Source organism: Bradyrhizobium sp. Ash2021 (assembly GCF_031202265.1).
GTDB lineage: Bacteria > Pseudomonadota > Alphaproteobacteria > Rhizobiales > Xanthobacteraceae > Bradyrhizobium.
This window is the reverse complement of record NZ_CP100604.1, coordinates 2568640-2590643: the sequence shown is the minus strand read 5'-3', so window position 1 is coordinate 2590643 and position 22004 is coordinate 2568640. Positions and strand designations below refer to the sequence as shown.

The following is a 22004-nucleotide window of genomic DNA, read 5'->3' as shown; positions in this document are numbered from 1 at the left end:
CATATGGGGCGGTAGAAAAAGGGAGATGACGGAAGACCATGACGGAACTCCGATATTTGGCGCCCAGTTCGCTTGATGAAGCAATTGGCGCGTTTGCTGCCGCCGGAAGTGCTGCGCGCATCCTGGCCGGCGGGACTGACCTTCTGGTGCAAATGCGTTCCGGCGTCCTGAAGCCGGGCCTGATCGTCGACATCAAGAAAATCGCCGAGATGACCGCTATCGAGGAGACCGCGGATGGCGGCTTCCGCATCGGCGCCGCCGCCTCGGGCATGGCGCTGGCCGAGCATGCGCGGTTCGGCAAGGTCTGGCCCGGCGTGCTGGAGGCCGTCAATTTGATCGGTTCCAAGCAGGTGCAGGGACGGGCGTCCGCGGGCGGCAATCTGTGCAACGGTTCTCCAGCCGGCGACAGCGTGCCGGCCATGGTCGCCGCCGGTGCCATCGTCACCGTGCAGGGGCCGAACGGCCGCCGGCAGATGAAGGTGGAAGACGTGCCGGCCGGACCGGGACGCACCAATCTGTTGCCGGGCGAAATTCTTGTCAGCTTCACCTTGCCGCCGCGGCCAAAGGGTTCGAGCGACGCCTATCTGCGCATGATCCCGCGCACCGAAATGGACATCGCGGTGGTCGGCGTCGGCGTCAGCCTCACGCTGAAAGACGGCGTCTGCACCGCGGCCCGCGTCGGCCTCGGCGCCGTGGCGCCCACCGTGCTGCTGGTCGAGGCGGCGGCGAAGGCGCTGATCGGCAGCAAGCTCGACGATGCGGCATTGAATGCCGCGGCTGCCGCCTGCTCCGCCGCCTGCCGTCCAATCGACGACAAGCGCGGCACCATCACTTATCGAACCAAAGTTGCCGGCGTGCTGCTGAAGCGCACGACGGCTATCGCCGCCAAGCGCGCGCAAGAAAAATTAAAGTTGGGGAACTGAAGACCATGGCCAAGCTGCATGTTTCCACCACCATCAACGGCGAGCCGATGGAGTTTCTCTGCGAGCCCAGCGACACCATGCTCGACGCCTTGCGCGGGCCGCTCGGCCTGACCGGCTCGAAGGAAGGCTGCGCCTCCGGCGACTGCGGCGCCTGCAGCATCACCATCGACGATCGCCTGATCTGTTCCTGCCTGATGCTCGCGGCCGAAGCCGAGGGCCATGAGATCAGAACCATCGAAGGCATGGCCCATGGCGAGAAGCTGCATCCGCTGCAGCAAAAGTTTCTGGAAATGGCGGCGCTGCAGTGTGGCATCTGCACGTCGGGCATGCTGGTCGCCTCCGACGCGCTGTTGCGGAAGAATCCGCGGCCGAGCGAGGAAGATGTCCGGTTCTGGCTCGCCGGCAATCTGTGCCGGTGCACCGGTTACGACAAGATCGTTCGCGCGGTTCTCGAGACCGCAGCTGAAATGCAGGAGGCAGCACAATGAACGTCGTCACCAACAACAAATGGATCGGCCAGCGCACCATTCGTCCTGACGGCGTCGACAAGGTCACGGGCCGCGCGGCGTTTGCCGCCGACACCAACATGCCCGGCATGATCTGGGGCAAGGTGTTGCGCAGCCCGCATCCGCACGCGCGCATCAAATCGATCGATACCTCGAAGGCGGAAGCGCTGCCGGGGGTAAAAGCCGTGGTCACCGCGCGCGACATCGTCGACTTCCCGGTCGACAAGTCGGTGATGCTCGGCATCCAGGACATGCGCTGGATGTGCCGCAACGTGATGGCGCGCGAGAAGGCGCTGTTCCCCGGCCACCCCATAGCGGCCGTTGCCGCCACCACAGAGGCGATCGCTGCAAAAGCCTGCGAGCTGATCGAGGTCGACTACGAAGTGCTGCCGTGGACGGTCGAGATCGACGACGCGATCAAGCCCCACGCGCCGATCCTGCACGAATTCCTGAAATTCGAGGGCAAGCCCTCCAACATCGCCGGCCGCCTCGAGGTCAAGAAGGGCGACGTCGCCGAAGGTTTCAAGCAGGCCGAGGTCGTGGTCGAGCGCACCTTCACCACACGTCCGGTGCACCAGGGCTATATCGAGCCGCACGCCTGCCTCGTCAGCGTCGCCGCCGACAACAAGACCACGATCTGGAGTTCGAGCCAGGGCCAGTTCATGGTGCGGGCGATGACGGCCTATCTGACCGGTTTTCCGCAGAGCGACATCCGCGCGATACCTGCCGAAATCGGCGGCGGCTTTGGCGGCAAGACAATCGTCTATCTCGAGCCGCTCGCGACGTTGCTGGCGAAGAAATCCGGCCGGCCGGTGAAAATGGTGATGACCCGCGAGGAAGTGATGCGGGCGACGGGGCCAACGTCAGGCTCGAAGAGCACGGTCAAGATCGGCGCCAAAAAGGACGGCACCATCGTCGCCGCCCAAGGCACCTTCTATCTGCAGGCCGGCGCGCTGCCGGGCTCGCCGATCCGCGGCGCGGTGGGTTGCAGTTTTTCGCCCTACGACATCCCGCACGTGCTGTCGGTCGGGTTCGACGTGCTTTCCAACCGCTCCAAGGTCGCGGCCTATCGCGCGCCGGGCGCGCCGATCGGGGCGTATGCGGTGGAGTGCGTGATGGACGAACTCGCCGAAGCGCTCAAGATGGATCCGCTGCAGCTGCGGCTGAAGAATGCCGCCAAGCAGGGCACGAAAGCGGCGCACGGCCCGGTGTTTCCGCGCATCGGCTACATCGAAACGCTGGAGGCTGCGAAAGTGCATCCGCATTACACCGCGCCGCTCCGTAAATTGCAGGGCCGCGGCGTCGCCTCCGGCTTCTGGTTCAACGCCGGCGGCGAATCCTCGGCGCAGGTCAACATCACCGAGGACGGCAATGTCGTCGTCACCACCGGCCATCCCGACATCGGCGGCTCGCGCGCCGCGATCGCCAACATCTGCGCCGAATTGCTCGGCATCGACTACCGCCGCGTCTCGGTTTTGATCGGCGACACCGCGACCGTCGGCTTCTCAAATCTGACCGGCGGCAGCCGTGTGCTGTTCGCCTCCGCAATGGTGGTGACGCAATCCACCGACAAGATCATTGCCACCTTGCGCGAGCGCGCGGCAAAGATCTGGGAGATCGACCCGGACGCGGTGAAATGGGAAAACGGCGCCGCGCATCCGGCAAGCCCCAATGCCGGCCAGTTCGAGCCGCTGACCTTGGCCGAGTTGGCGGCCAAGGCCCCGACGATGGGCGGGCCGATCGGCGCCGGCGTACAGCTCAACACCGAAGGCGCGGAAGGCGGCTTCGGCACCCATATCTGCGACGTCGAGGTCGATGTCGAGCTCGGGATCGTGCGGGTGATCCGCTATACCGCCGTGCAGGATGTCGGCCGCGCCGTGCATCCGAGCTATGTCGAGGGCCAGATGCAGGGCGGCGTCGCCCAGGGCATCGGCTGGGCGCTCAACGAAGAGTACATCTACAACAAGCAAGGCAAGGTCGATAACCCCGGCTTCCTCGACTATCGCATGCCGGTTTGTTCGGACCTGCCGATGCTCGACACGGTGATGGTCGAAGTGCCGAACCCGAAGCATCCGCAGGGCGTCAAGGGCGTCGGCGAAGTGCCGCTGGTCCCGGTCATGGCCGCGGTCGCCAACGCCGTCCACAACGCGCTCGGCAAACGCTTTTACGCGCTGCCGATGTCGCCGCCGAAGGTGTTGGCGGAACTGGAGGGGTGATGCTTTCGGGCCGATTAGCACAGCGTAACCCGCCATCCCCTCGATGATCGGTGGGGCGGATCGGCTTGGCGTTTCGCTTCCAGAGTGGTGAGTTGACCCGATATGATGCCTCGTCCTGGGCCGGTTGGGGTGCGTATGAGAGATCGACGCGCGTTTCTCGCAGTCGCGCTGGTCGTCGCCACGACCGCGCCGGCTCGCGCCTTTTCCGCGGATGGTTGCGAGCAGCAGCGCAAACAATACCCGGCCAATTGGAACGATACGTCGGCCGAGAAGACGCTGTTTACCTGCGAGTCGCAGCAGGGCCGCTTCTACGTCAAAATCGGCGCTACCGACGAAGCCGGCCGGACCCTGATGAGCCTGGTACCGTTTTCACGCACGAATGCCGGGGTGAAGGTGGAAACCGGGCTCGATGTCCTGCGCATCTGGCTGGACAAGGAGCAGACCCGCCGGCTGCGCGGCGGCAAATATCTGGCGACCGTCGTACGCAAGGAAAACTCCTGCTGGATCCGCGGCAACATTGATGAAGACGTCGTGTTTCTGATGGACAACGCCCATCCTCGGGAAGACGACCCGGGTGCTGCAGGCTCTTTCTACAACAAGGCGCCGCGTTTCACTGTGCTGGGCAATGGTTCCGTGAACTGTGAGCCGTTCAAATAGAACCCAAGCCTCGCATATTTTGGGACGGCTACAATTTCTCGTTCGTCTTTTCCAAGGCGTTAACTATTGCGCGACGCCGCGGTAGCCGTCGAAGGCACCGACCTTTAGTCAGCACCAACCGTTAGTTCTCTCTATGTGAGAGTTTTGCATGCTCAGAGATGGCCGATACGCTGCCTGGTTCAGGACTTCGCAAGGCGAAGGCACCGGCATCGTGAATCTTGCAAATGGCAGGATATCGGGTGGCGACAGCATATTCACCTACAGTGGCTCGTACGAAGTCGATGACGATCGATTCACCGCAGCGCTGACGACCAGAAGGCATGCCGCGGGCCCACCCACTGTTTTCGGCATCGACGAGGTCGAAGTGAGGTTGACGGGGAAAGTCAATGGCATGACGGCTTCGTGCCGGGGAACGGCCCTACAGGCGCCGGACGTGACCTTCGAGGCCACGCTTTTCCTTGGCCAGGATGCGTCGCCTGAGCCGGCTCGAAAACGCGCGGCATTGAATTTCGACGCAGACAAATTGCCGAAGGACTCCGATAGCCGATCCCGTGCACGGAATCCCTTTGCGCGCGGACTGTCCAGGATTTGATCCGGCAGCCTTGGCGCCAGCGGTACCGTCCCAATTGTTTGGAAGGCGCGGACGCGCCCCGCCCCTTGACCGCTCCCGCGGTCAGCCGGTGGATCAAATGGCGCTGCAAGAGCTGAACAGCACCGGCTGCGGCAAACATACCCGCCCCGCGGGCGGCATCGATATTGGCCAGACTAGCGCGCCCAAGTATATGATCAAGGAAAGGCTCGCCATCGCGGCGACGGCTTTGCTGGTTGCGCCAACGATCTCGTCTCGTCTGCTGTATGTCCATTGAAAAAGGAAGAACCATGCAAAAGGTCCTGGTCGAGAACTACACCGACGGCACCACGCTGATCACGATCAACCGGCCGGAACGCCGCAACGCGATTTGCGCCGAGACGGCGCTGATGCTGCAAAAGGCATTTGTCGATTTCGAGCGCTCGCCGACGCAGAAGGCCGCGGTGGTGACCGGCGCCGGCAACGAAGCATTTTCCGGCGGCGCCGACACCGGCAATTTTCCGGAACTGTGGCGCTGCATTCCGACCGTCGGCTTTGAGACCACCAAACCGATTGTTTCCGCGGTCGGCGGCTGGTGCGTCGGCGGCGCGCTGGTGCTCTCGATGATGTGCGACCTCACGGTGGCGGCGGAGAACGCCAAATTCTCCTATCCCGAAGCGCGACTGGGTTTTACCGGTGGCCTGATTGCCGGCCTCGCGGCGCGCATTCCGCACAAGATCGCGATGGAAATGATGCTGCTGTGCCGCGTCCTCGATCCGCAGCGCGGCTACGCCATCGGCCTCGTCAACGAGGTGGTTCCGGCCGGACAGCAGGTCCCGGTCGCGCTGAAGATGGCGCGCGAAATGGCCGAGTTCTCGCCGCTGGTGCTGAAGACCTTGAAGCGCTTTGTCACGGAAGGCGTTTTGGCGCAGGGACCGTCCGAACAATCCGGCCGGGCCCAGCGCACGCTCCACGAGGTCAAGGAAAGCGAGGACGCGGAGGAAGCAAGGCTGGCGGTAAAGGAAAAGCGCAAGGCGGCGTTCAAGGGGCGCTAAGGCGCGATGAGTTCGGTGGTCTGCCTCTCCCCGCTCTTCGCGGGGCCCGCAAGCGGGGCGAGGTGACCAGGCCCGCGGCGTTCACTCCACCCGGTGCAAGGCGCAGAGCTTGTTGCCGTCCGGATCACGCAAATAGGCAATGTAGAGTTTGACGCCGCCGCCTTCGCGAATGCCGGGCGGCTCTTCGCAGGTCTTGCCGCCATGGGCGAGGCCAGCCGCATGCCACGCATCGGCTTGCTCGGCGGAGGCTGCGGCAAAACCGATGGTGCCGCCATTGGCAGGGGTCGCAGCCTTGCCATCGATCGGCTTCGTCACCGAGAAGGTACCGGTCTTGGTGCGGTAGAAAATCCGGTAGCGGTCGACCCTGCCCGGGGGCACGCCGAGCGTACCCAGCAACGCATCATAGAACAACTTGGCCTTGTCCAAATCGTTGGTTCCGATCATCACGTGCGAAAACATCGTTACGTCTCCTTCCCACACTTCGCCGAACGATCGATGCCGCCCTGCGCCTGCCTCTGTTTGCGGGAGGCAACGTAACAGCGCCGATCGGGATACGGAAGTGGCGCGACCCGGCTGCTGACAGCTGGCGATGGCCCAAAGCCGGCTATTTTGACCCAGAGGGGATATTGACGTGGCCCAAGCGAGGTTCATTGTGGACGGCACGATCGGCAGGCTGCGGGAGCGATCCGATGCACCGGCACCATTCAATGATCTGCAAGGGGTGCTGGCAAAATCTGCATCTCCCGGTGCTGTTGCGCGGTCCTCTCTCCATCCCCTATCGAATGGTCGGCCTGCGGCCAAGCCGGATGAATCCGAACACCTGCACATTCTGCGAACTGGCCTTTACGCGGATCATGAAGGCCCGCAACGTCACTATCGACGCAACGGTGCTGTTCGCGGACTTACGGGGCTATACGGCCGCGTCCCAGTCGCTGGCTTCGAGCGAGATGAACTCGACGCTCGACGCCTTCTACGATGAGTGCGCCGAAGCGATCTGGCAGCACGACGGACTGCTGAACAAGACGCTCGGCGACGCCATCATGGCGGTCTTCAATTTTCCGATCCGGCAAGACGATCACGCGGCGCAGGCGGTGCGCGTCGCGCGGCAAATCCAGCGCCGCTGGCGCGCCCGGCGTACCGAGCTGGTCGAGGGTCTCGACATCGGCGAGGACAGCCTCTGCATCGGCATCGGCATCTCAAGCGGCAAGGTCAGCTTCGGTGAATTCGGTCAGTCGCATCGCGATCTCACCGCGATCGGCACGGTCGTGAACACCGCTGCCCGCGCCCAGTCGGTTGCCCGCGCCGGACAGATTTTGGTCACGGGTGCGGTGCGGGACCGGTGTGATCAGGATATGGTCAACCGCGACGGAACGAAGTACGACCTGAAGGGGCTCGCGACGCCCGTCGAACTATACGATGCCGGGGAAGCCGACCGTCAACGGCTGGCGTAGATCGCCCTCGCCAAGATCCAACGCAAGCCACGCATGGTACAACGTGCGCTCTCACTTCTTCGCGCCGGCCGACGCGAGGACCGCGACCCATTTTTCGATATCGGCGCGGATGAAGTCGGAAAACTCCTTCGGCGTGCCGCCCACGGGGTCGGTGCCCTGCCGCTTCAGCGCGGTGCGAACATCTTCGGTCTTCAACGCTTCGTTGGCCGCCGCCGACAGTTTTTCGATGATCGCCGGCGGCGTTCCAGCCGGCGCGAGCAGTCCGATCCAGATTCCGGCGTCGTAGCCCGTCATTCCCGCCTCGTTCAGCGTCGGGACTTCGGGCATGATCGATGCGCGCTTCGATTGCGCCACCGCGAATGCCTTCAGCTTGCCGGCCTCGACATGCGGCGCCAGCGTCGCGGCGACGTTGAACATCAGCGTAATGCGGCCCGAGAGCAGGTCCGAGAGCGCCTGGTTGCTGCCGCCCTGATAGGGCACCATCACGATATGGGTGCCCGCCTTGGCGTTGAACAGTTCGGCCGCCATGTAGCTTGCCGTGGCATAGCCGGAGGAGCCGAACGTCAGGGTATCGGGCTTGCTCTTCGCCAGCGCAATCAGCTCCTGCAGATTATTGGCCGGTACCGACGGATGCGCCACCAGCACGTTCGGAACGGTGCCGAGCAGCGTGATCGGTGCCAGGTCCCGCCCGAGGTTGAAATTCGATTTGGTCTCCGCCGGGTTGAGCGTGTTGGCGATCGTCGCCATGAACAACGTGTAACCGTCGGCCGGCGCGCGCATCACCGTTTCGGCCGCGATCATGCTGCTGTTGCCGGGGCGGTTCTCGACCACGAGGGGTTGACCGAGGCTGGCCTCCATCTGTTTGCCGACCAGCCGCGCCAGCACATCCGCGGCGGAGCCCGGACCAAATCCGATCAAGACCTTGATCGGTTGTGCGGGATAGGTCTGCGCCATGGCCGAGGCCGAGAACATCGCGGCGACTGCGCAAAGCGCCAGCGCCCTAAGGCAGCGGCTGAACATATCCCCCCCGATGCGCACGACGAACCTGGCTTGATTGACGCTTATCGATGCCGGCCCTACAGCATGGAGCATTCAGCGCGTAAGGCCAACCCGCCTGCAAGCGCTACTTTAGTGCGACCGGAAAGAGAAGGAAGCTACGATGACGTCAGACCCGGAGCGTCGCGCTCGCGGCGCACAAAAACTCGGTGAAATCCTCGGGCAAACACCGGACCAGGTCGACCGGTCGCTGGGCGACGTGGCGCCGCAGCTCGCGACCTATGTGCTGGAGACCATCTACGGCGAAATCTATCAAAGCGAGGTGCTCGACTCGCGCACGCGCCAGATCGTCACCTTGGCGGCACTGGCGACCCTCGGCACCGCGGCGCCACAATTACGCACCCATATCGGCGGCGCTCTGCGATGCGGCGTCACCCGCGAGGAACTGGTCGAGATCATGATGCAGCTCGTGCCTTATGTCGGCGTTGCCGCAGCCATCAACGGCGTGGCGGCCTGCAGGGAGGTGTTCGCGGCGGCCGACAAGAAGTAGACCGGGCTCAATTGGCAGATTGGCGCCGGAGCATCGTCAGCCGACGCGTGCCGCCATCCCGCCGTCGACCGGCAACAGCACGCCGGTGATGAAATTGGCTTCGTCGGAAGCTAGAAATAGAGCGGCGTGGGCCGTGTCCCAGGCGGTTCCCATCTTGCCGCGCAGAGGTACACGGGCGTTGCGCGCTTCGCGCACCGCTGACGTCGTCGAGCCGATCCCCGCGGCGATCCCGGAAATGGCCATCGGCGTGTCCATCAGGCCCGGCAGCACGGCGTTGCAACGCACGCCGTGGCTGGCATTGGCGTTGGCGACACTGGTGGTGAGCCGGTTCATTCCGGCTTTGGAAACCTCGTACGCCACCTGATTGCTGCCAGAGAGCGAGGCCAGCGACGAGATGTTGATGATGGATCCGCCGCCCTGCTCGCGCATGATCGGAATGACGTGCTTGATCGTCATCCACGCGGACTTCAGATTGACGTTGAGGATGCGGTCAAAGGCCTGCTCGGCGGCTCGGTGGGCGGGGCCGTCGCCGCCGCCACCAATACCGACATTGTTGACCAGGATATCGATCCGTCCCCAGCGCGATTTTGCCTCGGCGATCACAGCTGCGCAGCCGGCGTCGCGCGAAACGTCAGCCTGAAACGGCGCAGCACTCCCGCCTTCTTCGGCAATCATGGCAACCGTTTCCACAGCGCTTGCCAGGTCACGATCGACGCACAGAACCTGCGCACCGTGGCGGGCGAACAGCACCGCCATGGCCCGGCCATTGCCGATGGTTTCGCCGGCCGATTGGCCTGCGCCGGCGATGATGGCGATCTTGCCCTGCAGACGACCGCTCATTTCAAAATCCCTTCAGATCCGGATCCAGCACCTGGCCTTCGTCGAGCTGAACGCCAAAACTGTTGAGCATCATCGAGACCTGGGTGTACTGGCCTGCCGTGAAGACGACGTCCATGCGCTGGCGTTCCTCAAAGTGCCGCGCCAGCTCCGCCCAGACCGGTTCGGTGACGAACTGCTCGCGATGCAGATCGTCGGTCGCCCGCAACAAGGCCGCATCGGGCTGGCTCCAGCCGGGTACGTCGGCGCCGAGCTTGATCCGGGCGATCTCGTCATCAGTCAGACCGGCACGCCGCGCGATCGGCACATGCTGGGTCCATTCATAGCCGGAGCGACAGAGGAAACCGGTGCGAAGGATCACGATTTCGCGCTCGCGCGGCGGCAAAGTGCACTTGCGACTCAGGATATAACCGCCCCAGACGAGGAAGGCCTTGGCCGCCACGGGATGGTTGAGCAGGGTGCCGAAGATATTGAGGACCGGACCGCGCGCCTGCATCGGCTCCACGATCGCGCGCTGTTCCTCGGTCCAGCTTTCGGGCGCGGCGGGCAAGACGCGCGGGGCTGTCAGTCGCATATGGTTTTCTCCCGAATGATTTTTGTCGTCGTTGCGCGCTGCGGCGCGCCAGCTCCGCGGTCGTACGCTTTCAGCGCGTAACTTAGAGACTTTGACAGCATCATTGGCAAGTCGGGCCCCCGCAACAGGTCCGAATTGGCGCAGGGCTTTTCGTAGCAAGGAATATTTGGAAGACAAGAAAGCGATGACGGCGCAAGTTACGCCGAAATCGGCGTGCCCTCCCGCTGGATCGCCTGCGGGTGGCCCTGCTCGTCGATCGAGACGTAGGTGAAATTGCCGTCGGTGACCAGGATCGACAGCATCTCCTTGCGGCGCAGCACCCAGGCTTCGAGATGGACCGTGATCGAGGTTCGCCCGACCCGGACCAGATTGGCGTGCACGGAGACGAGATCGCCGACATAAACCGCTTTGCGGAAATTCATCGCCTCGATCGCGACCGTGACCGTGCGGGATTTCGCGATCTTGGAGGCGAACACGCCGCCGCCGAGATCCATCTGGCTGAGCAGCCAGCCGCCAAAGATGTCGCCGTTGGCGTTGGTGTCGGCCGGCATCGCCAGCGTGCGGATGCAGAGATCGCCGAGCGGTTCGGTCTCCAGGCACTCTGGCGCATGTATATGCGTATCGGTCACTTGAAAGTCTCCCAGCCCGCATCAGGGGTAAAGCGATCGCCAAACTTTTCCGTCAGCGCGCGCAGCGTCGACACCACATTGTCGACCCCGCGGCTCCGCGCATAGTTCAGGGGACCGCCGCGGAACGGCGCATAGCCGGTGCCGAAGATCATGGCGCCGTCGACCACGTCGGCATTGTCGACGATGCCTTCACGCAAGGCCGCGACGCAGACATTCGACATCGGCAGCACGAGGCGATCGATCATTTCCGGTGTCGGTTCCGCCGTCGAAGGCGAAGCTGGCATCGTGTCGGCCTTGCCGTCCTTCCATGCGTAAAACCCCTTGCCACTCTTGCGGCCGAGCTCACCCCTGGCGACCTTTTCGCGCAGCCAGGCCGGCGTTGGCGGCAGCGAATCGCCGAATTTCGAGCGCAGCATGTCGCCGACATCCAGGCAGATATCGAGGCCGACCTGATCGGCGAGCTCGATCGGCCCCATCGGCATACCGAACTTTTTCGCGGCCGCATCAATGACCGATTTGTCGATCCTCTCGTCCAGCATCACCATCGCCTCCAGCATGTAGGGCGTCAGCGCGCGGTTGACCAGAAAACCGGGCGAGCTCTTCACCGGCAGCGGCAGCCGGTCGATGGCGCCGACGAACGCCAGCGCCTCCTTCAATAGTTGCGGATCGGTGGCGTCATGACTGACGACCTCGACGAGCTGCAGCCGCGATACCGGGTTGAAGAAGTGCAGACCGAGCAGCCGCTCCGGCTTTTGCAAGCTGGTGCGCAAATCCTGCAGCGGAATGCTCGAGGTGTTGGTCGCCAGGATCGCGCCGGGCTTCATTTTTGGCTCCAACCCGGCATAGACTTTTTGCTTCAGCTCCAGCTTTTCCGGCACGGCCTCGATGATGAGGTCGGCGTTGCGAACGCCCTCGCCGCCCATATCCGGCATCAGCCTATCCAGCGCATCCCGCATATCGGTGCGTTTGCGCATGATCTTGCCGAACAAATCAGCGGCGCGCTTGATCGCACCCGCGATCGGCTCCGGCTTCATGTCGGCGAGCGTCACCCGCATATCCTGGCTGGCGCACCATGCGGCGATGTCGCCGCCCATCGCGCCGGCGCCGATGACGTGGACATGCCCGATCTTGTTGCCTGATCCCGCAAGCTTCTTCATCTGCTCGCGCAGAAAAAACACCCGGATCAGGTTTTGCGCCGCCGGCGTCACCATCAGATTGGCGAACGAGGTCTTCTCGGCGCTCAGCATCGCGGATTTGTCGCCGCCATGCTTCTCCCAGAGATCGATCAGCGCGTAAGGCGCGGGATAATGCTCCTGCGGAGCGGCGTTGCCGGCCTCGGCGCGCATGCGCGAGGCAAGCAAGCCGCGCACCGGGCCAATATTCAAAATGCTCGTGAGAAGCCCGGGCCTGGCCCGCTTCAGCCTTCCAAATACGGCATCCTTGACGGCATTGCGGACGTGGCGCTCCTGCGTCACCGCATCGACCAGCCCCAGCGATTTTGCTTTGCGCGCGTCGATGGTTTTGCCGGTCAGCATCAAGGGCATCGCCTGGATCGGATTGACCAGGCGCGTGAAGCGCACGGTACCGCCGAGGCCGGGATGCAGGCCGAGCAGCACCTCCGGAAAACCGAACCGCGCATCGTCGATCGCAATCCGCATCTGGCAGGCCAGCGCCACTTCGAGGCCGCCGCCGAGGCAGAAGCCGTGGATCACGGCGACCGTCGGCACGCGCAGCGCCTCGAGACGATCAATCACCGCATGCGCGCGGCCGATTTGCGTCTCGACGGCGCGCGGATCGGTGACGCCGCGGAATTCGTTGACGTCGGCGCCGGCGATGAAACCGGACTTTTTCGCGGAACGGATCACCAGCCCGGCGGGCCGCTGGCCTTCCAGCTCCGCCAGCACCTTGTCGAGTTCTTCGATCAGATCGGCCGACAGCGTGTTGGCGCTTGAGCCCTCGCGGTCGAACAACAGCCAGGCGATACCGTCGGCATCTCGGGTGAGCTTGAAGTTTTTATACGGCCCCGCCGCGTCAGGCGCCGGCCCGAGTTCGAGCACGCGGTCGCCGAGAACGTCCATGACCTCTGAATCCATGATCACACCGTCTCTATCAACATCGCGCCGCCCTGCCCGCCGCCGATACATTCGGTGGCGATGCCGCGCCGGGTGCCGAGCCGCTTCATCGCATTGACGAGGTGCAGCACGATACGATTGCCGCTGCAGCCGACGGGATGCCCGAGGCTGACGGCGCCGCCATCGACGTTCAGTTTGGTCTGATCGATTTGCCCGGCAGCCCCGTCGAGGCCCAAAATCTCGCGGCAGAATTTTTCATCGTTCCAGGCCGCCAGACATCCGAGCACCTGCGTGGCAAAGGCCTCGTTCAATTCCCAGGTCTCGATATCGGCGAGTGTCAATTCGTTGCGCTTCAACAATGCGGTCGCCGACAGCACCGGACCGAGCCCCATGATCGAGGGATCGAGCGCCGACCACTGGCTGTCGAGGATGACCGCTTTCGGCGTCAGGCCGTGCTTTGCCACGGCCTCTTCAGAAGCGAGAATTACCCACGAAGCGCCATCGGTGATCTGGGAAGAATTGCCAGCCGTTACCTGGCCCCACGGCCGCTCGAACACCGGCTTCAATTTGGCGAGCGACTCCGGCGTGGAATCCGGCCGCACGCCATCGTCATGGTCGTAGAATTTGCCATCGCGCGCAAACGAGGTTTCGACCTCGCCCTTGAGAAAACCCTGTACTTGCGCATTGGCCAGCCGCTTGTGGCTTTCGGCGGCATAGGCGTCCGATTGGGCGCGGGTGATACCGAAGAGATGGCCGACCACTTCGGCGGTCTGGCCCATATTGAGTTCGGTGATCGGATCGGTCAGCCCGCGCTCGAGGCCGATGATCGGCTTCAAATAGCTGGGCCGGATCTTTAGCGCGGCGGCGATCCTGGCGCCAACGCCCTTGGCGCCGGCGAGTCCTGCAAACCACCGCACGCCGGCTTGCGGCCATACCAGCGGGGCATGGCTGAGCGCCTCGGCACCGCCGGCGAGGATCAGATCCGAGACCCCCTCGCGGATGTAACGATAGCCGGTGTCGATCGATTGCATGCCGGAGCCGCAATTGATCTGCACCGTGAAGGCGACCATTTTCTCGCCCATGCCGAGCCGAAGTGCTGCGACACGGGCCGGGTTCATCTCATCGGCAATGACATTGACGCAGCCGAGGATGACCTGATCGAAGGCGGTGGGCGCAAAGGGCTGCCGCGCCAGCAAAGGCCGCCCGCATTGCACGGCGAGATCGACCGGGGTGAAGGGTCCGGGACCGGAACGCGCTTTCAGGAACGGCGTCCGGCTGCCGTCGATAATAAAAACCGGTCGCGCCATCAGCTCGCCGCCCTCTGTTCACCAAGCTCCTGGAAGAACTGATGCACATCGGCCGGCTTCTTGTAAATCGGCGAAAGGTCTTCCGGCGCGAAATCGTCGACCTCGATCACTTTCGCGACGGCGTCCTGCGCCGCCGCGAGCTTTTCGCCCTCGGCCTGCGTGATGACGCCCTTCTTCACGGCTTCGTTCCAGTCGTGCAGGCGCGCCGCATGCATCTTCCTGGCAATATCCTCCGCGGCGGTCACGAGCAGGAACGCCTTCTCCAGCCGCGCCACGCCGCGGTCGTCATCGACATGCGACAGGTCGGGCGTCAGGCGATCACGCGCCGCCGATGGCTCCAGCACCAGTTGCGCGCATTGATGGACCACGCGGTCTGACGGCCCGAGCACCCCTGCGCCAAAGGGCTGGATCAGGAATTTCAGGATCACCGCGACGAACCGGTTCGGGAGATTAGCGAGTATCTCGGCAAAGCGGTTTTCGATGGTCTTGAAACCGCTGGCCATGCACCATTCCAGCGCGGGCAAATCGGCCTGCTGACGCCCCTCGTCCTGCCAGCGCTTTAGCGCGGCCGAGAGCAGATAGAGCTCCGACAAAATATCGCCGAACCGCGCCGACAGCATTTCCTTGCGCTTGAGCGCACCGCCCAGCGTCAACAGCGCCATGTCGGCGCAAAGCGCGAAGGCCGAGGAGTAGCGCGAGAGCTGACGATAGAATTTTGTCGCCTCACCCGCATCGGGCGCCGGTGCGAACAGGCCGCCGGTCCAACTCCGGCCCCAGGCCCGGAACATGGTCGTAAAACTGTGGCCAACATGCTTCCAGAAGGCCGCATCGAAGGCGTCGAGGCCCTTGGCGCGGTCCGCTTCGCCGAGCGCATTCATTTCTTGCAGCAGATAGGGATGGGCACGGATCGCGCCCTGCCCGAACACGATCAGGTTGCGGGTCAGGATATTGGCGCCTTCGACCGTGATGCCGACCGGCACCGAGCGATAAAGGCTGCCCAAATAGTTTTGCGGGCCGTCGATCACCGCCTTGCCGCCATGGATATCCATGGCGTCGTCGATCGCGATCCGCATCCGCTCGGTGGCGTGCAGCTTCATGATGCCGGAGATGACTGCCGGATGATGACCCTGGTTGAGCGCCGCACAGGTCAGCCGCCGCGCGGCGTCGAGCAGATAGGCAGTCCCGGCGATACGCGCGAGCGGCTCCTCGATGCCTTCGAATTTGCTGATGGCGATGCCGAACTGCTCGCGGATGCGGGCATAGGCGCCGGTGGTGCGCGCGGCGTAGGCCGCGCCCGCGGCCGACAGCGACGGCAGCGAGATGCCGCGACCGGCGGCCAGCGCGGTCATCAACATTTTCCAGCCCTGGCCCAGACGCTCTTGGCCGCCGATGATGTAGTCCATCGGAATAAAGACGTCCTTGCCCCAGTTCGGGCCGTTCTGAAACACCTGCATCGCCGGCAGATGCCGATGGCCGATCCGGACGCCTTCCAGATGGCTCGGGATCAGCGCCACCGTGATGCCGAGGTCTTCCTCCTGGCCTGCCAGATGATCGGGATCGTAGGCCTTGAAGGCGAGGCCGAGCAGCGTCGCGACCGGCCCAAGCGTGATGTAGCGCTTGTGCCAGTTAAGGCGCAGCCCGAGCACTTCGCGGCCTTCGAAACTGCCCTTGCAGATGACGCCGGTGTCGATCATCGACGCCGCATCCGAGCCGGCCTCCGGGCTGGTCAATCCGAAACAGGGAATGTCGCGGCCGTCGGCCAGGCGCGGCAGCCATTGCTGTTGCTGCTCCCTGGTGCCGAAGCGCATCAGCAATTCGCCGGGTCCGAGCGAGTTCGGCACCATCACGGTGACGGCGGCGGCGAGCGACCGCGACGAGATTTTCCGAACCACTTCGGAATGCGCATAGGGCGAGAAGCCGAGCCCGCCAAATTCCTTTGGAATGATCATGCCGAAGAATTTGTGCCGCTTGATGAAGGCCCAGGCCTCCGGCGGCAGGTCGCGCCACTCCCAATTGATCTTCCAGTCGTCGAGCATCGCGCAGAGTTCGTCGACCGGGCCGTTGAGAAATGCGCGCTCCTCATCCGTCAGCGTGGCCGGCGCGTTGGCGAGCAGTTTTGACCAATCGGGGTTGCCGGTGAAGAGGTCGGCGTCCCACCAGACATCGCCGGCCTCGAGCGCCTCGCGCTCGGTGTCGGACATCGCAGGCAATACGCCTCGTGCCCAGGAAAAGATCGGCTTGGTGATGAAATCGCGGCGGAAGCTCATGGCTGATATCCTCATGAATCGGCGGCGCACAGGCTATTTTAGCGCAAAGTGCCTGACGGGGGTGAACACTTCGCTTTGAAAACAGGGAGAAATTGACGCGGGCGGGCGGCGATCGCTAACGCCTTTGGAGCCTGTCAGTTCCGGATTATGGGGCTTCACGCCTTCCCCCTGTGGAGCCGATCCGAGCGTTTCAAATTCAGGGCACAGATATGCATCAGCGTTCTCGCGGCACGATTTGCCCGAGGTTTGCAAGTTAGTCTTGCTCCTCTCGAAAAGAGAGGGCGCAGGGAATGCCGGATGCGCGCTGCACCCGCGGTCTCGTGTGCAATGTGCACAAAAAGGTGCGCACACGAGCATACAGGGCAGCGGAGGCAATCCGACATTCCCTGCGCAATGGCTTTACGGCTTATAGCGCGCTCTCCCCGGTGATCGGGCTTTCTTGTCACCGTCGCCCCCAAGAAGCTTGCTTCTCAAGAACTTGACGCCAGCGTCGAGGCGTCAGGACCACACGACTTCGCCGTACGCATCCGCGCCGTTCGTCAAAGGCGCATCCGCGTCCACCGCTCCCTGTCCCACGTTCGTGACGATGGCCGACGCCCCTCTTCTCGGGACAGGATGGCAATTGATGTGCCCTTGATTTGCCCGGCGGCGAAAGCGAAATATTTTTAATTCCTGGGCTTGACATGATTTCGGAAAATCCGAAGTGATTTGCCCGTCGGGTCAATTTGTCGCGGCAGACACAGATACAACGAGATGATCGCGCTGGCAGTTGGCAAGGAGAGGGCATCGACGCCGTGGCGGTTGGCGACGAACGCGAGAAGCAGACGTGCAGGCGGTCAATGAGTGGCGATGTCCGCTTATTGGGGTATCTCGGACCAGCCCCGCAGATCGCGCGAGGTCCGAAAAGTGCCAGAAGCTGACCTCGGCGATCCGGCCACAAGGGTGTCCAAGCTCAGCCTCTCCGACCTTCGTGATCTAGAAAGACGGAGATCGCGCCAAGTGCAACGCGGCCTCAACGCCACCTTCCAGGATCTGCTCCGCCTCGGTAGCGTCGGGCACCGCCCGCGCGAACTGGAGGGTGCCCACCATGAGGCCGAAAATGGCGGTCGCGCGGCGGCGGCTCGCTGCGGAATTCGCGTCGGGAAGCAGTGCGGCAAAAGTCGAGACGTAGCTTCGGAGCCCTTTCTCGTAGTCTTGCCGCGTGGACAGGGGCTGTCGAGCGATTTCGGGGAGCAACGCCGCCGAGGGGCACCCGCCCGCCCGGTCTTCGACGTGAGCGCGGTTCAGGTACCTCCGAATCGCGCTCTCAAGGTCGAGACCTCTCCGCTGATCTTCGTCGAAGCGAAGTTGCTGGGCGCAGAGCGCGCTCGCCAGCACCTCGCGAACGAGTTCGTCTTTGGACTCAAAGTGCGGAGAGAATGCCCCTTTGGTCAGGCCGGCCTCGCCCATGATCCCGGCAATCCCGGCGGCGGAAATGCCGTCTCGGCGCACGCACTTCGACGCCACATCGACTATGTGCCGTCGTGTCGCAGCCTTATGACCTTTCTCGAAACGCATCTTATCTCCATTCCGCTAATATCCTGCGGCCGTTGCTTCTACGGGGGGCTAGTCGCGAGCTTGGCTCGAACGTCCTCGAAAGGCTTTGTTGAGCTGATGGTGAACGAACGCGTTGAGTACAGTGCATCGGCCATCTGTTGATCCTCAGATCGGCTACCGTTGTTCGCAGTGGTTCTTCGGCACGCTAAGGGCCACGGCGCTAGATCGCAGACTTGGCGCCCAAGGCGCGTTCGATCCTACGGGCAAGGTTCAGAAGCTCCCGGTCGCTCCCTAAGCGGGCGTCCAGCTCAAGGCCAATCGGTAACCCGGCGCGAGACAAGCCAACAGGAAGGCTGATACCCGGCAGCCCAACGCTGCTGGCCGACACGGTGTGGTTCGCCAAAGCGAGGTAGCTAACTTCCTGCCCCGCGATATGGACGGTCGCCTGCTCCTCGATCAAAGGCGCCGTGCAGGGCGTGGTCGGTTGCAGAATGACCAGCGCCCCATGAGAGACGAACGCCGTGTCGAGGCGGCGCTGGATTTCCGGCCGACTCACGTTGAGCGCCGTCTGATAGGCCGCTGCCGAGGTGGCACCTGCACCACCCGGCAATACTATGTGCCCCCATGCCTGCCGAAGTTGGGGCTTAAGGCCCTCGTAAATCGCCTCGAACGTGGTCGGAATGTCGTGGCGGCGAAGGAATTCCGAAATTGCGCCCATCGTCTCGTGAGCGAAGATGCCCCATGTAGCGGTTTGGATGAGGGCATTGAAATCCTCGCCAAAGTCGACCTCAACGACCTCGGCGCCGGCGTCCTGCAGCCGCCGAACGATCTCGCGGAAGCGGGTTTCGATTTCCGGGTCTATCAGATCCAGGAACTGTCGCGGCGCAAAGGCCAGTCGGGCCCCCTTTAGATCGTAGCAGTCGTCGAACTCCGCAGCCTGTTCCCCAGTCACGACCTGATCCACCAACATGCAGTCCTCGACGCTTCGGGCGAATGCACCCGTCGTGTCGAGCGTATGGGAGATCGGAGCAACGCCGTTGCGCGGCCAACGTCCGGTCGTTGGCTTGAATCCAACGACGCCACAGAACGATGCGGGCACCCGGATCGAGCCAACGGTGTCACCGCCCAAGGACGCGGGAACGAGGCCGGCGGCCACGGATGCGGCGGAGCCGCTCGAGGAGCCGCCCGACACGCGATCTCGTGCGTGAGGATTCTTCACCTGGCCGTAACGTGCGTTGTGACCGGTCAAGCCGTAGGACATCTCAACGAGGTTGTTCTTGCCGAAGACCAAAGCGCCCGCAGCCTTAATGGCGCGGACAGCGTCGGCGTCTTCACGCGGCACGAAGTGAGCGAGACTATGAAGACCCAAGCTCGTGGGCAGCCCTTTGGTCAAATAGCTGTCCTTCACACCGAGCGGCACGCCCAAGAGCGGGGCCGACGATCCGCCCGCACGCGCTTTGTCCGCATTTCTTGCGGCCGCCAGCACGCCGGCCTCATCAACAGTGATGAAGGCGTTCAGCTCGGCTAGCGCTCGGGCGCGCTGCAAAAGCGACGTGGTGTAAGCCTCTGACGTGATGTCACCATTACGAACTGCCGCAGCAGCGGCTGCGAGCCCGAGCGAGCTAAGATTTGCAGTTTCACGCGACGCGACGCGAATTGAAGTGGCGATTGTGTCGTCCATGAAAGCCTCGCAAAAAGCTGAAACGCGCATCTCGCTTTCGCGCAAGCTCGATGCAATTACAGTCATAATATTAAATTACGATCGTGCGTCAATATCGAAGTTCGGTAGATGGCGGCCTCGCCGGACACATGTACGTGAGGCGCTCCCGCCGGCGCGCTACTGGCCTACCTCACAGCAACCGGTTGGCGGCGCTTGCCGGCCAAGCAAATGACTTCTGCTTCGGGTCAATAGCATCGATCTGGCGATGGCCATCAATGTCCGCCCAGCGGGGATACATGCGCCGCGCCATTCGCACGCTGTAGTCGAGCCTCTTGAGAGTGTATTTTTGAGATACCTTGGCGCGATCAGGCCCGCCGCGGATCATGCCGGCGGGACAACTATCCCTGTTAGTCACGTTGTCCGGTACGCCTGCCTGCTTCGCTACTTTGCGCCACTTTCGACGAAATTCAGCGGTTGACCACGGCATCCCGTTAGTATCGCAAACAATAATTGGGCGGGCGAGGGCGAAGAGGCAGCAAGCTCAATCCGGCCGGACCATCTCGAACATCGCCTCGGGACGCGGGTTATGCCGCGCGATCACGCCGGTGCGTGCCGCCCGTCGGAAAAGATCAATGCGGCCGGCCACGAACGAGGAGTTCGCGGCCGGCCGCAGCGCTTTAAGACGGGCAAGGCCGTCGCACTACTTCGCAAGCTTAGCCTTGATCTCGGCCAACCCAGCTTCGTAGACGCCGATCAACGCCTCACTGGCTGCGTTTTCCTTTCCCTGGTCCGGGGTATAGGAGCCGCTCCAGGTGATGGTCGAAGATCCATCACCCTTGGCCGTAACCTTGATCGTCGCCTTGTAGTTCGAGACCGGTAGTGGGCTCGAAAGGAACGCATAGGAGTAACTGTGCTCGTTATCGTTCCTCGCGGTTTGCGTTTCCACAAACGCGGCCTTGCCGTCCCTGGTAACGAGAACGCGGGTCGGTGGCGCCTTGCCGTCCTCGATGCATTCGCCCACTGGCGGCAACCAGTTCTTGATCGCGCAGAACGGACCGATCACCGACCAGACAACCGAGGCGGATGCTTTCACGTCGGCGCTGCGCAAAATCGTAGCCGCAAAGGCGGGTCCAATGCCGACGCTCAGAAGCACCGCTGCGCCCAGCACCACAAAGCACGTCAACAGAACAGTCGGATTACTCGGAAATTTTCTCACGGAAGGTCCTTTTCAATTTGGGAGTTCAAATTTGCGGCTCGAGAGCCGGGTTCAGGCGAGCCGGAGCCCGCATTCCGGCCAGTTACCAAGCGAGGTTGCGAGCGGCCAGTTCACGAAATGAATCGATCCCGGTACAGAAACTGAACTGGAAACAGCGATCTTTCGTCAGTAAGTTCGCGTCTCAGCCAGATGGAGGGAAGCATGGCCGAGGGTAGCTACAGGCAGTTCTGCCCGGTTGCGATGGCCGCGGAGGTTCTGTGCACGCGCTGGACCGTTATCTTGCTCCGCGAACTCGTCGCCGGCTCGACGCGCTTCAACGAACTGCGCCGCGGCGTGCCGCGGATGTCGCCGGCGTTGCTCTCGCGGCGGCTCAAGGATCTCGAAGCCGCCGGGATTGTCGCCCGCGAGGCGTCGCGCTCGGAGTCCGGCGCATTCGAATATCGCCTGACCGCATCGGGGCGAGAACTTGGACCGATCGTCGAGGCATTTGGCATCTGGGGCCAGCGCCGCATCGAAGCGGATTTGTCGCTCCAGCATCTCGATGTTCAACTCCTGATGTGGGATATGCGGCGGAATCTGAATCCGACGCCGATGCCGCAGGGGCGAAAAATCATTCGCTTCATTTATCCCGAACTTCCGGCCACGCAGCGGTCCTGGTGGCTGATCGTCGACCCTACGGACGGCGTCGATCTCTGTTCAGTCGATCCCGGATTCGACATCGACCTCTATGTGTCTGTCGACTTGCGGACCATGACCGCGATCTGGATGGGGCTGGATACTGTCCGCGCAGCCGTTGCCAACAAGCGCATGATTTTGACTGGCGACCGACGCATCGCATCTGCCATGCAGACCTGGCTCGGTCTCAGCCCGTTTGCAAAGGAGAAGAAGCTCGCGAGCTGACCGCCAGTACAGTTCTGGAACTGGAGGCAGGCCAAAATTTTCCTGATAGTCGAAACGACTTGTTCAACTACAAAAGGAAAACAA

Annotated in this window: 22 protein-coding genes; 10 read left to right on the top strand and 12 right to left on the bottom strand. The window is 63.0% G+C overall.

The genetic code is table 11. The annotated features are described in order from the left end of the window. Positions 1-38: 38 nt before the first annotated feature. From NL528_RS12560 to NL528_RS12530, 7 genes are all read left to right on the top strand, one after another. Positions 39-923 carry a xanthine dehydrogenase family protein subunit M gene (locus NL528_RS12560; protein WP_309182973.1) on the top strand — a complete coding sequence of 295 codons (885 nt, stop codon included), beginning with the start codon at positions 39-41 and terminating at the stop codon, positions 921-923. Between the two features lie 5 nt (positions 924-928). Further along, positions 929-1411 carry a 2Fe-2S iron-sulfur cluster-binding protein gene (locus NL528_RS12555; protein ID WP_309182972.1) on the top strand — a complete coding sequence of 161 codons (483 nt, stop codon included), beginning with the start codon at positions 929-931 and terminating at the stop codon, positions 1409-1411. Further along, entirely contained in the window at positions 1408-3645 is a 2238-nt protein-coding gene (locus NL528_RS12550; protein WP_309182971.1) for a xanthine dehydrogenase family protein molybdopterin-binding subunit, read from the top strand. Before NL528_RS12555 ends, NL528_RS12550 begins: the two co-directional genes overlap by 4 nt. A gap of 135 nt (positions 3646-3780) precedes the next feature. Continuing rightward, complete coding sequence (locus NL528_RS12545; protein WP_309182970.1) at positions 3781-4302, top strand: hypothetical protein; 522 nt, start codon at positions 3781-3783, stop codon at positions 4300-4302. 148 nt (positions 4303-4450) lie between these two features. Further along, positions 4451-4894, top strand: coding sequence for a GrlR family regulatory protein (locus NL528_RS12540; RefSeq protein ID WP_309182969.1), 444 nt, complete (start codon positions 4451-4453; stop codon positions 4892-4894). Between the two features lie 97 nt (positions 4895-4991). Next, on the top strand, positions 4992-5168 hold the full coding sequence (locus NL528_RS12535) for a hypothetical protein (RefSeq protein ID WP_309182968.1): 177 nt from the start codon (positions 4992-4994) through the stop codon (positions 5166-5168). A 13-nt stretch (positions 5169-5181) separates the two neighbouring features. Then, positions 5182-5925 carry an enoyl-CoA hydratase-related protein gene (locus tag NL528_RS12530; RefSeq protein WP_309182967.1) on the top strand — a complete coding sequence of 248 codons (744 nt, stop codon included), beginning with the start codon at positions 5182-5184 and terminating at the stop codon, positions 5923-5925. 81 nt (positions 5926-6006) lie between these two features. Here NL528_RS12530 and NL528_RS12525 read toward each other — a convergent pair whose 3' ends face one another. Continuing rightward, positions 6007-6384: a VOC family protein gene (locus NL528_RS12525; RefSeq protein WP_309182966.1), complete on the bottom strand. Its 378-nt coding sequence runs from the start codon at positions 6382-6384 to the stop codon at positions 6007-6009. 230 nt (positions 6385-6614) lie between these two features. Between NL528_RS12525 and NL528_RS12520 the strand changes: the two genes are divergently transcribed. Further along, positions 6615-7376, top strand: a complete 762-nt coding sequence (locus NL528_RS12520) for an adenylate/guanylate cyclase domain-containing protein (protein WP_309182965.1) — start codon at positions 6615-6617, stop codon at positions 7374-7376. A 51-nt stretch (positions 7377-7427) separates the two neighbouring features. Here the strand turns inward: NL528_RS12520 and NL528_RS12515 are convergent, their stop codons facing one another. Beyond that, complete coding sequence (locus NL528_RS12515) at positions 7428-8396, bottom strand: tripartite tricarboxylate transporter substrate binding protein (protein WP_309182964.1); 969 nt, start codon at positions 8394-8396, stop codon at positions 7428-7430. 139 nt (positions 8397-8535) lie between these two features. Between NL528_RS12515 and NL528_RS12510 the strand changes: the two genes are divergently transcribed. Continuing rightward, complete coding sequence (locus NL528_RS12510; protein ID WP_309182963.1) at positions 8536-8922, top strand: carboxymuconolactone decarboxylase family protein; 387 nt, start codon at positions 8536-8538, stop codon at positions 8920-8922. A 36-nt stretch (positions 8923-8958) separates the two neighbouring features. Here the strand turns inward: NL528_RS12510 and NL528_RS12505 are convergent, their stop codons facing one another. The 10 genes from NL528_RS12505 to NL528_RS12460 form a co-directional block, all read right to left on the bottom strand. Beyond that, the gene (locus NL528_RS12505; RefSeq protein WP_309182962.1) at positions 8959-9762 is read right to left on the bottom strand and encodes an SDR family NAD(P)-dependent oxidoreductase; all 804 of its coding nucleotides are present in this window, start codon (positions 9760-9762) and stop codon (positions 8959-8961) included. A gap of 1 nt (position 9763) precedes the next feature. Further along, positions 9764-10333 (bottom strand): carboxymuconolactone decarboxylase family protein, encoded by a 570-nt coding sequence (locus NL528_RS12500; protein WP_309182961.1) that lies wholly within the window; start codon positions 10331-10333, stop codon positions 9764-9766. A 197-nt stretch (positions 10334-10530) separates the two neighbouring features. Continuing rightward, a complete protein-coding gene (locus tag NL528_RS12495; protein ID WP_375144008.1) occupies positions 10531-10962 on the bottom strand; it encodes an acyl-CoA thioesterase in 432 nt (143 codons plus the stop codon). After that, a complete protein-coding gene (locus NL528_RS12490) occupies positions 10959-13055 on the bottom strand; it encodes a 3-hydroxyacyl-CoA dehydrogenase NAD-binding domain-containing protein (RefSeq protein WP_309182960.1) in 2097 nt (698 codons plus the stop codon). Before NL528_RS12490 ends, NL528_RS12495 begins: the two co-directional genes overlap by 4 nt. 2 nt (positions 13056-13057) lie before the next feature. Continuing rightward, positions 13058-14341, bottom strand: a complete 1284-nt coding sequence (locus NL528_RS12485; protein WP_309182959.1) for an acetyl-CoA C-acetyltransferase — start codon at positions 14339-14341, stop codon at positions 13058-13060. Beyond that, positions 14341-16608: an acyl-CoA dehydrogenase gene (locus NL528_RS12480; protein WP_309182958.1), complete on the bottom strand. Its 2268-nt coding sequence runs from the start codon at positions 16606-16608 to the stop codon at positions 14341-14343. The genes NL528_RS12485 and NL528_RS12480 overlap by 1 nt, the downstream gene beginning before the upstream one ends. A gap of 975 nt (positions 16609-17583) precedes the next feature. Next, complete coding sequence (locus tag NL528_RS12475; protein WP_309182957.1) at positions 17584-18165, bottom strand: TetR/AcrR family transcriptional regulator; 582 nt, start codon at positions 18163-18165, stop codon at positions 17584-17586. A gap of 199 nt (positions 18166-18364) precedes the next feature. Then, entirely contained in the window at positions 18365-19825 is a 1461-nt protein-coding gene (locus tag NL528_RS12470; RefSeq protein WP_309182956.1) for an amidase family protein, read from the bottom strand. 169 nt (positions 19826-19994) lie between these two features. After that, positions 19995-20291, bottom strand: a complete 297-nt coding sequence (locus NL528_RS12465; RefSeq protein WP_309182955.1) for a hypothetical protein — start codon at positions 20289-20291, stop codon at positions 19995-19997. Between the two features lie 213 nt (positions 20292-20504). Then, entirely contained in the window at positions 20505-21020 is a 516-nt protein-coding gene (locus NL528_RS12460) for an SRPBCC family protein (protein WP_309182954.1), read from the bottom strand. A 201-nt stretch (positions 21021-21221) separates the two neighbouring features. Between NL528_RS12460 and NL528_RS12455 the strand changes: the two genes are divergently transcribed. Continuing rightward, on the top strand, positions 21222-21920 hold the full coding sequence (locus tag NL528_RS12455) for a helix-turn-helix domain-containing protein (RefSeq protein ID WP_309182953.1): 699 nt from the start codon (positions 21222-21224) through the stop codon (positions 21918-21920). Positions 21921-22004 lie beyond the last annotated feature (84 nt).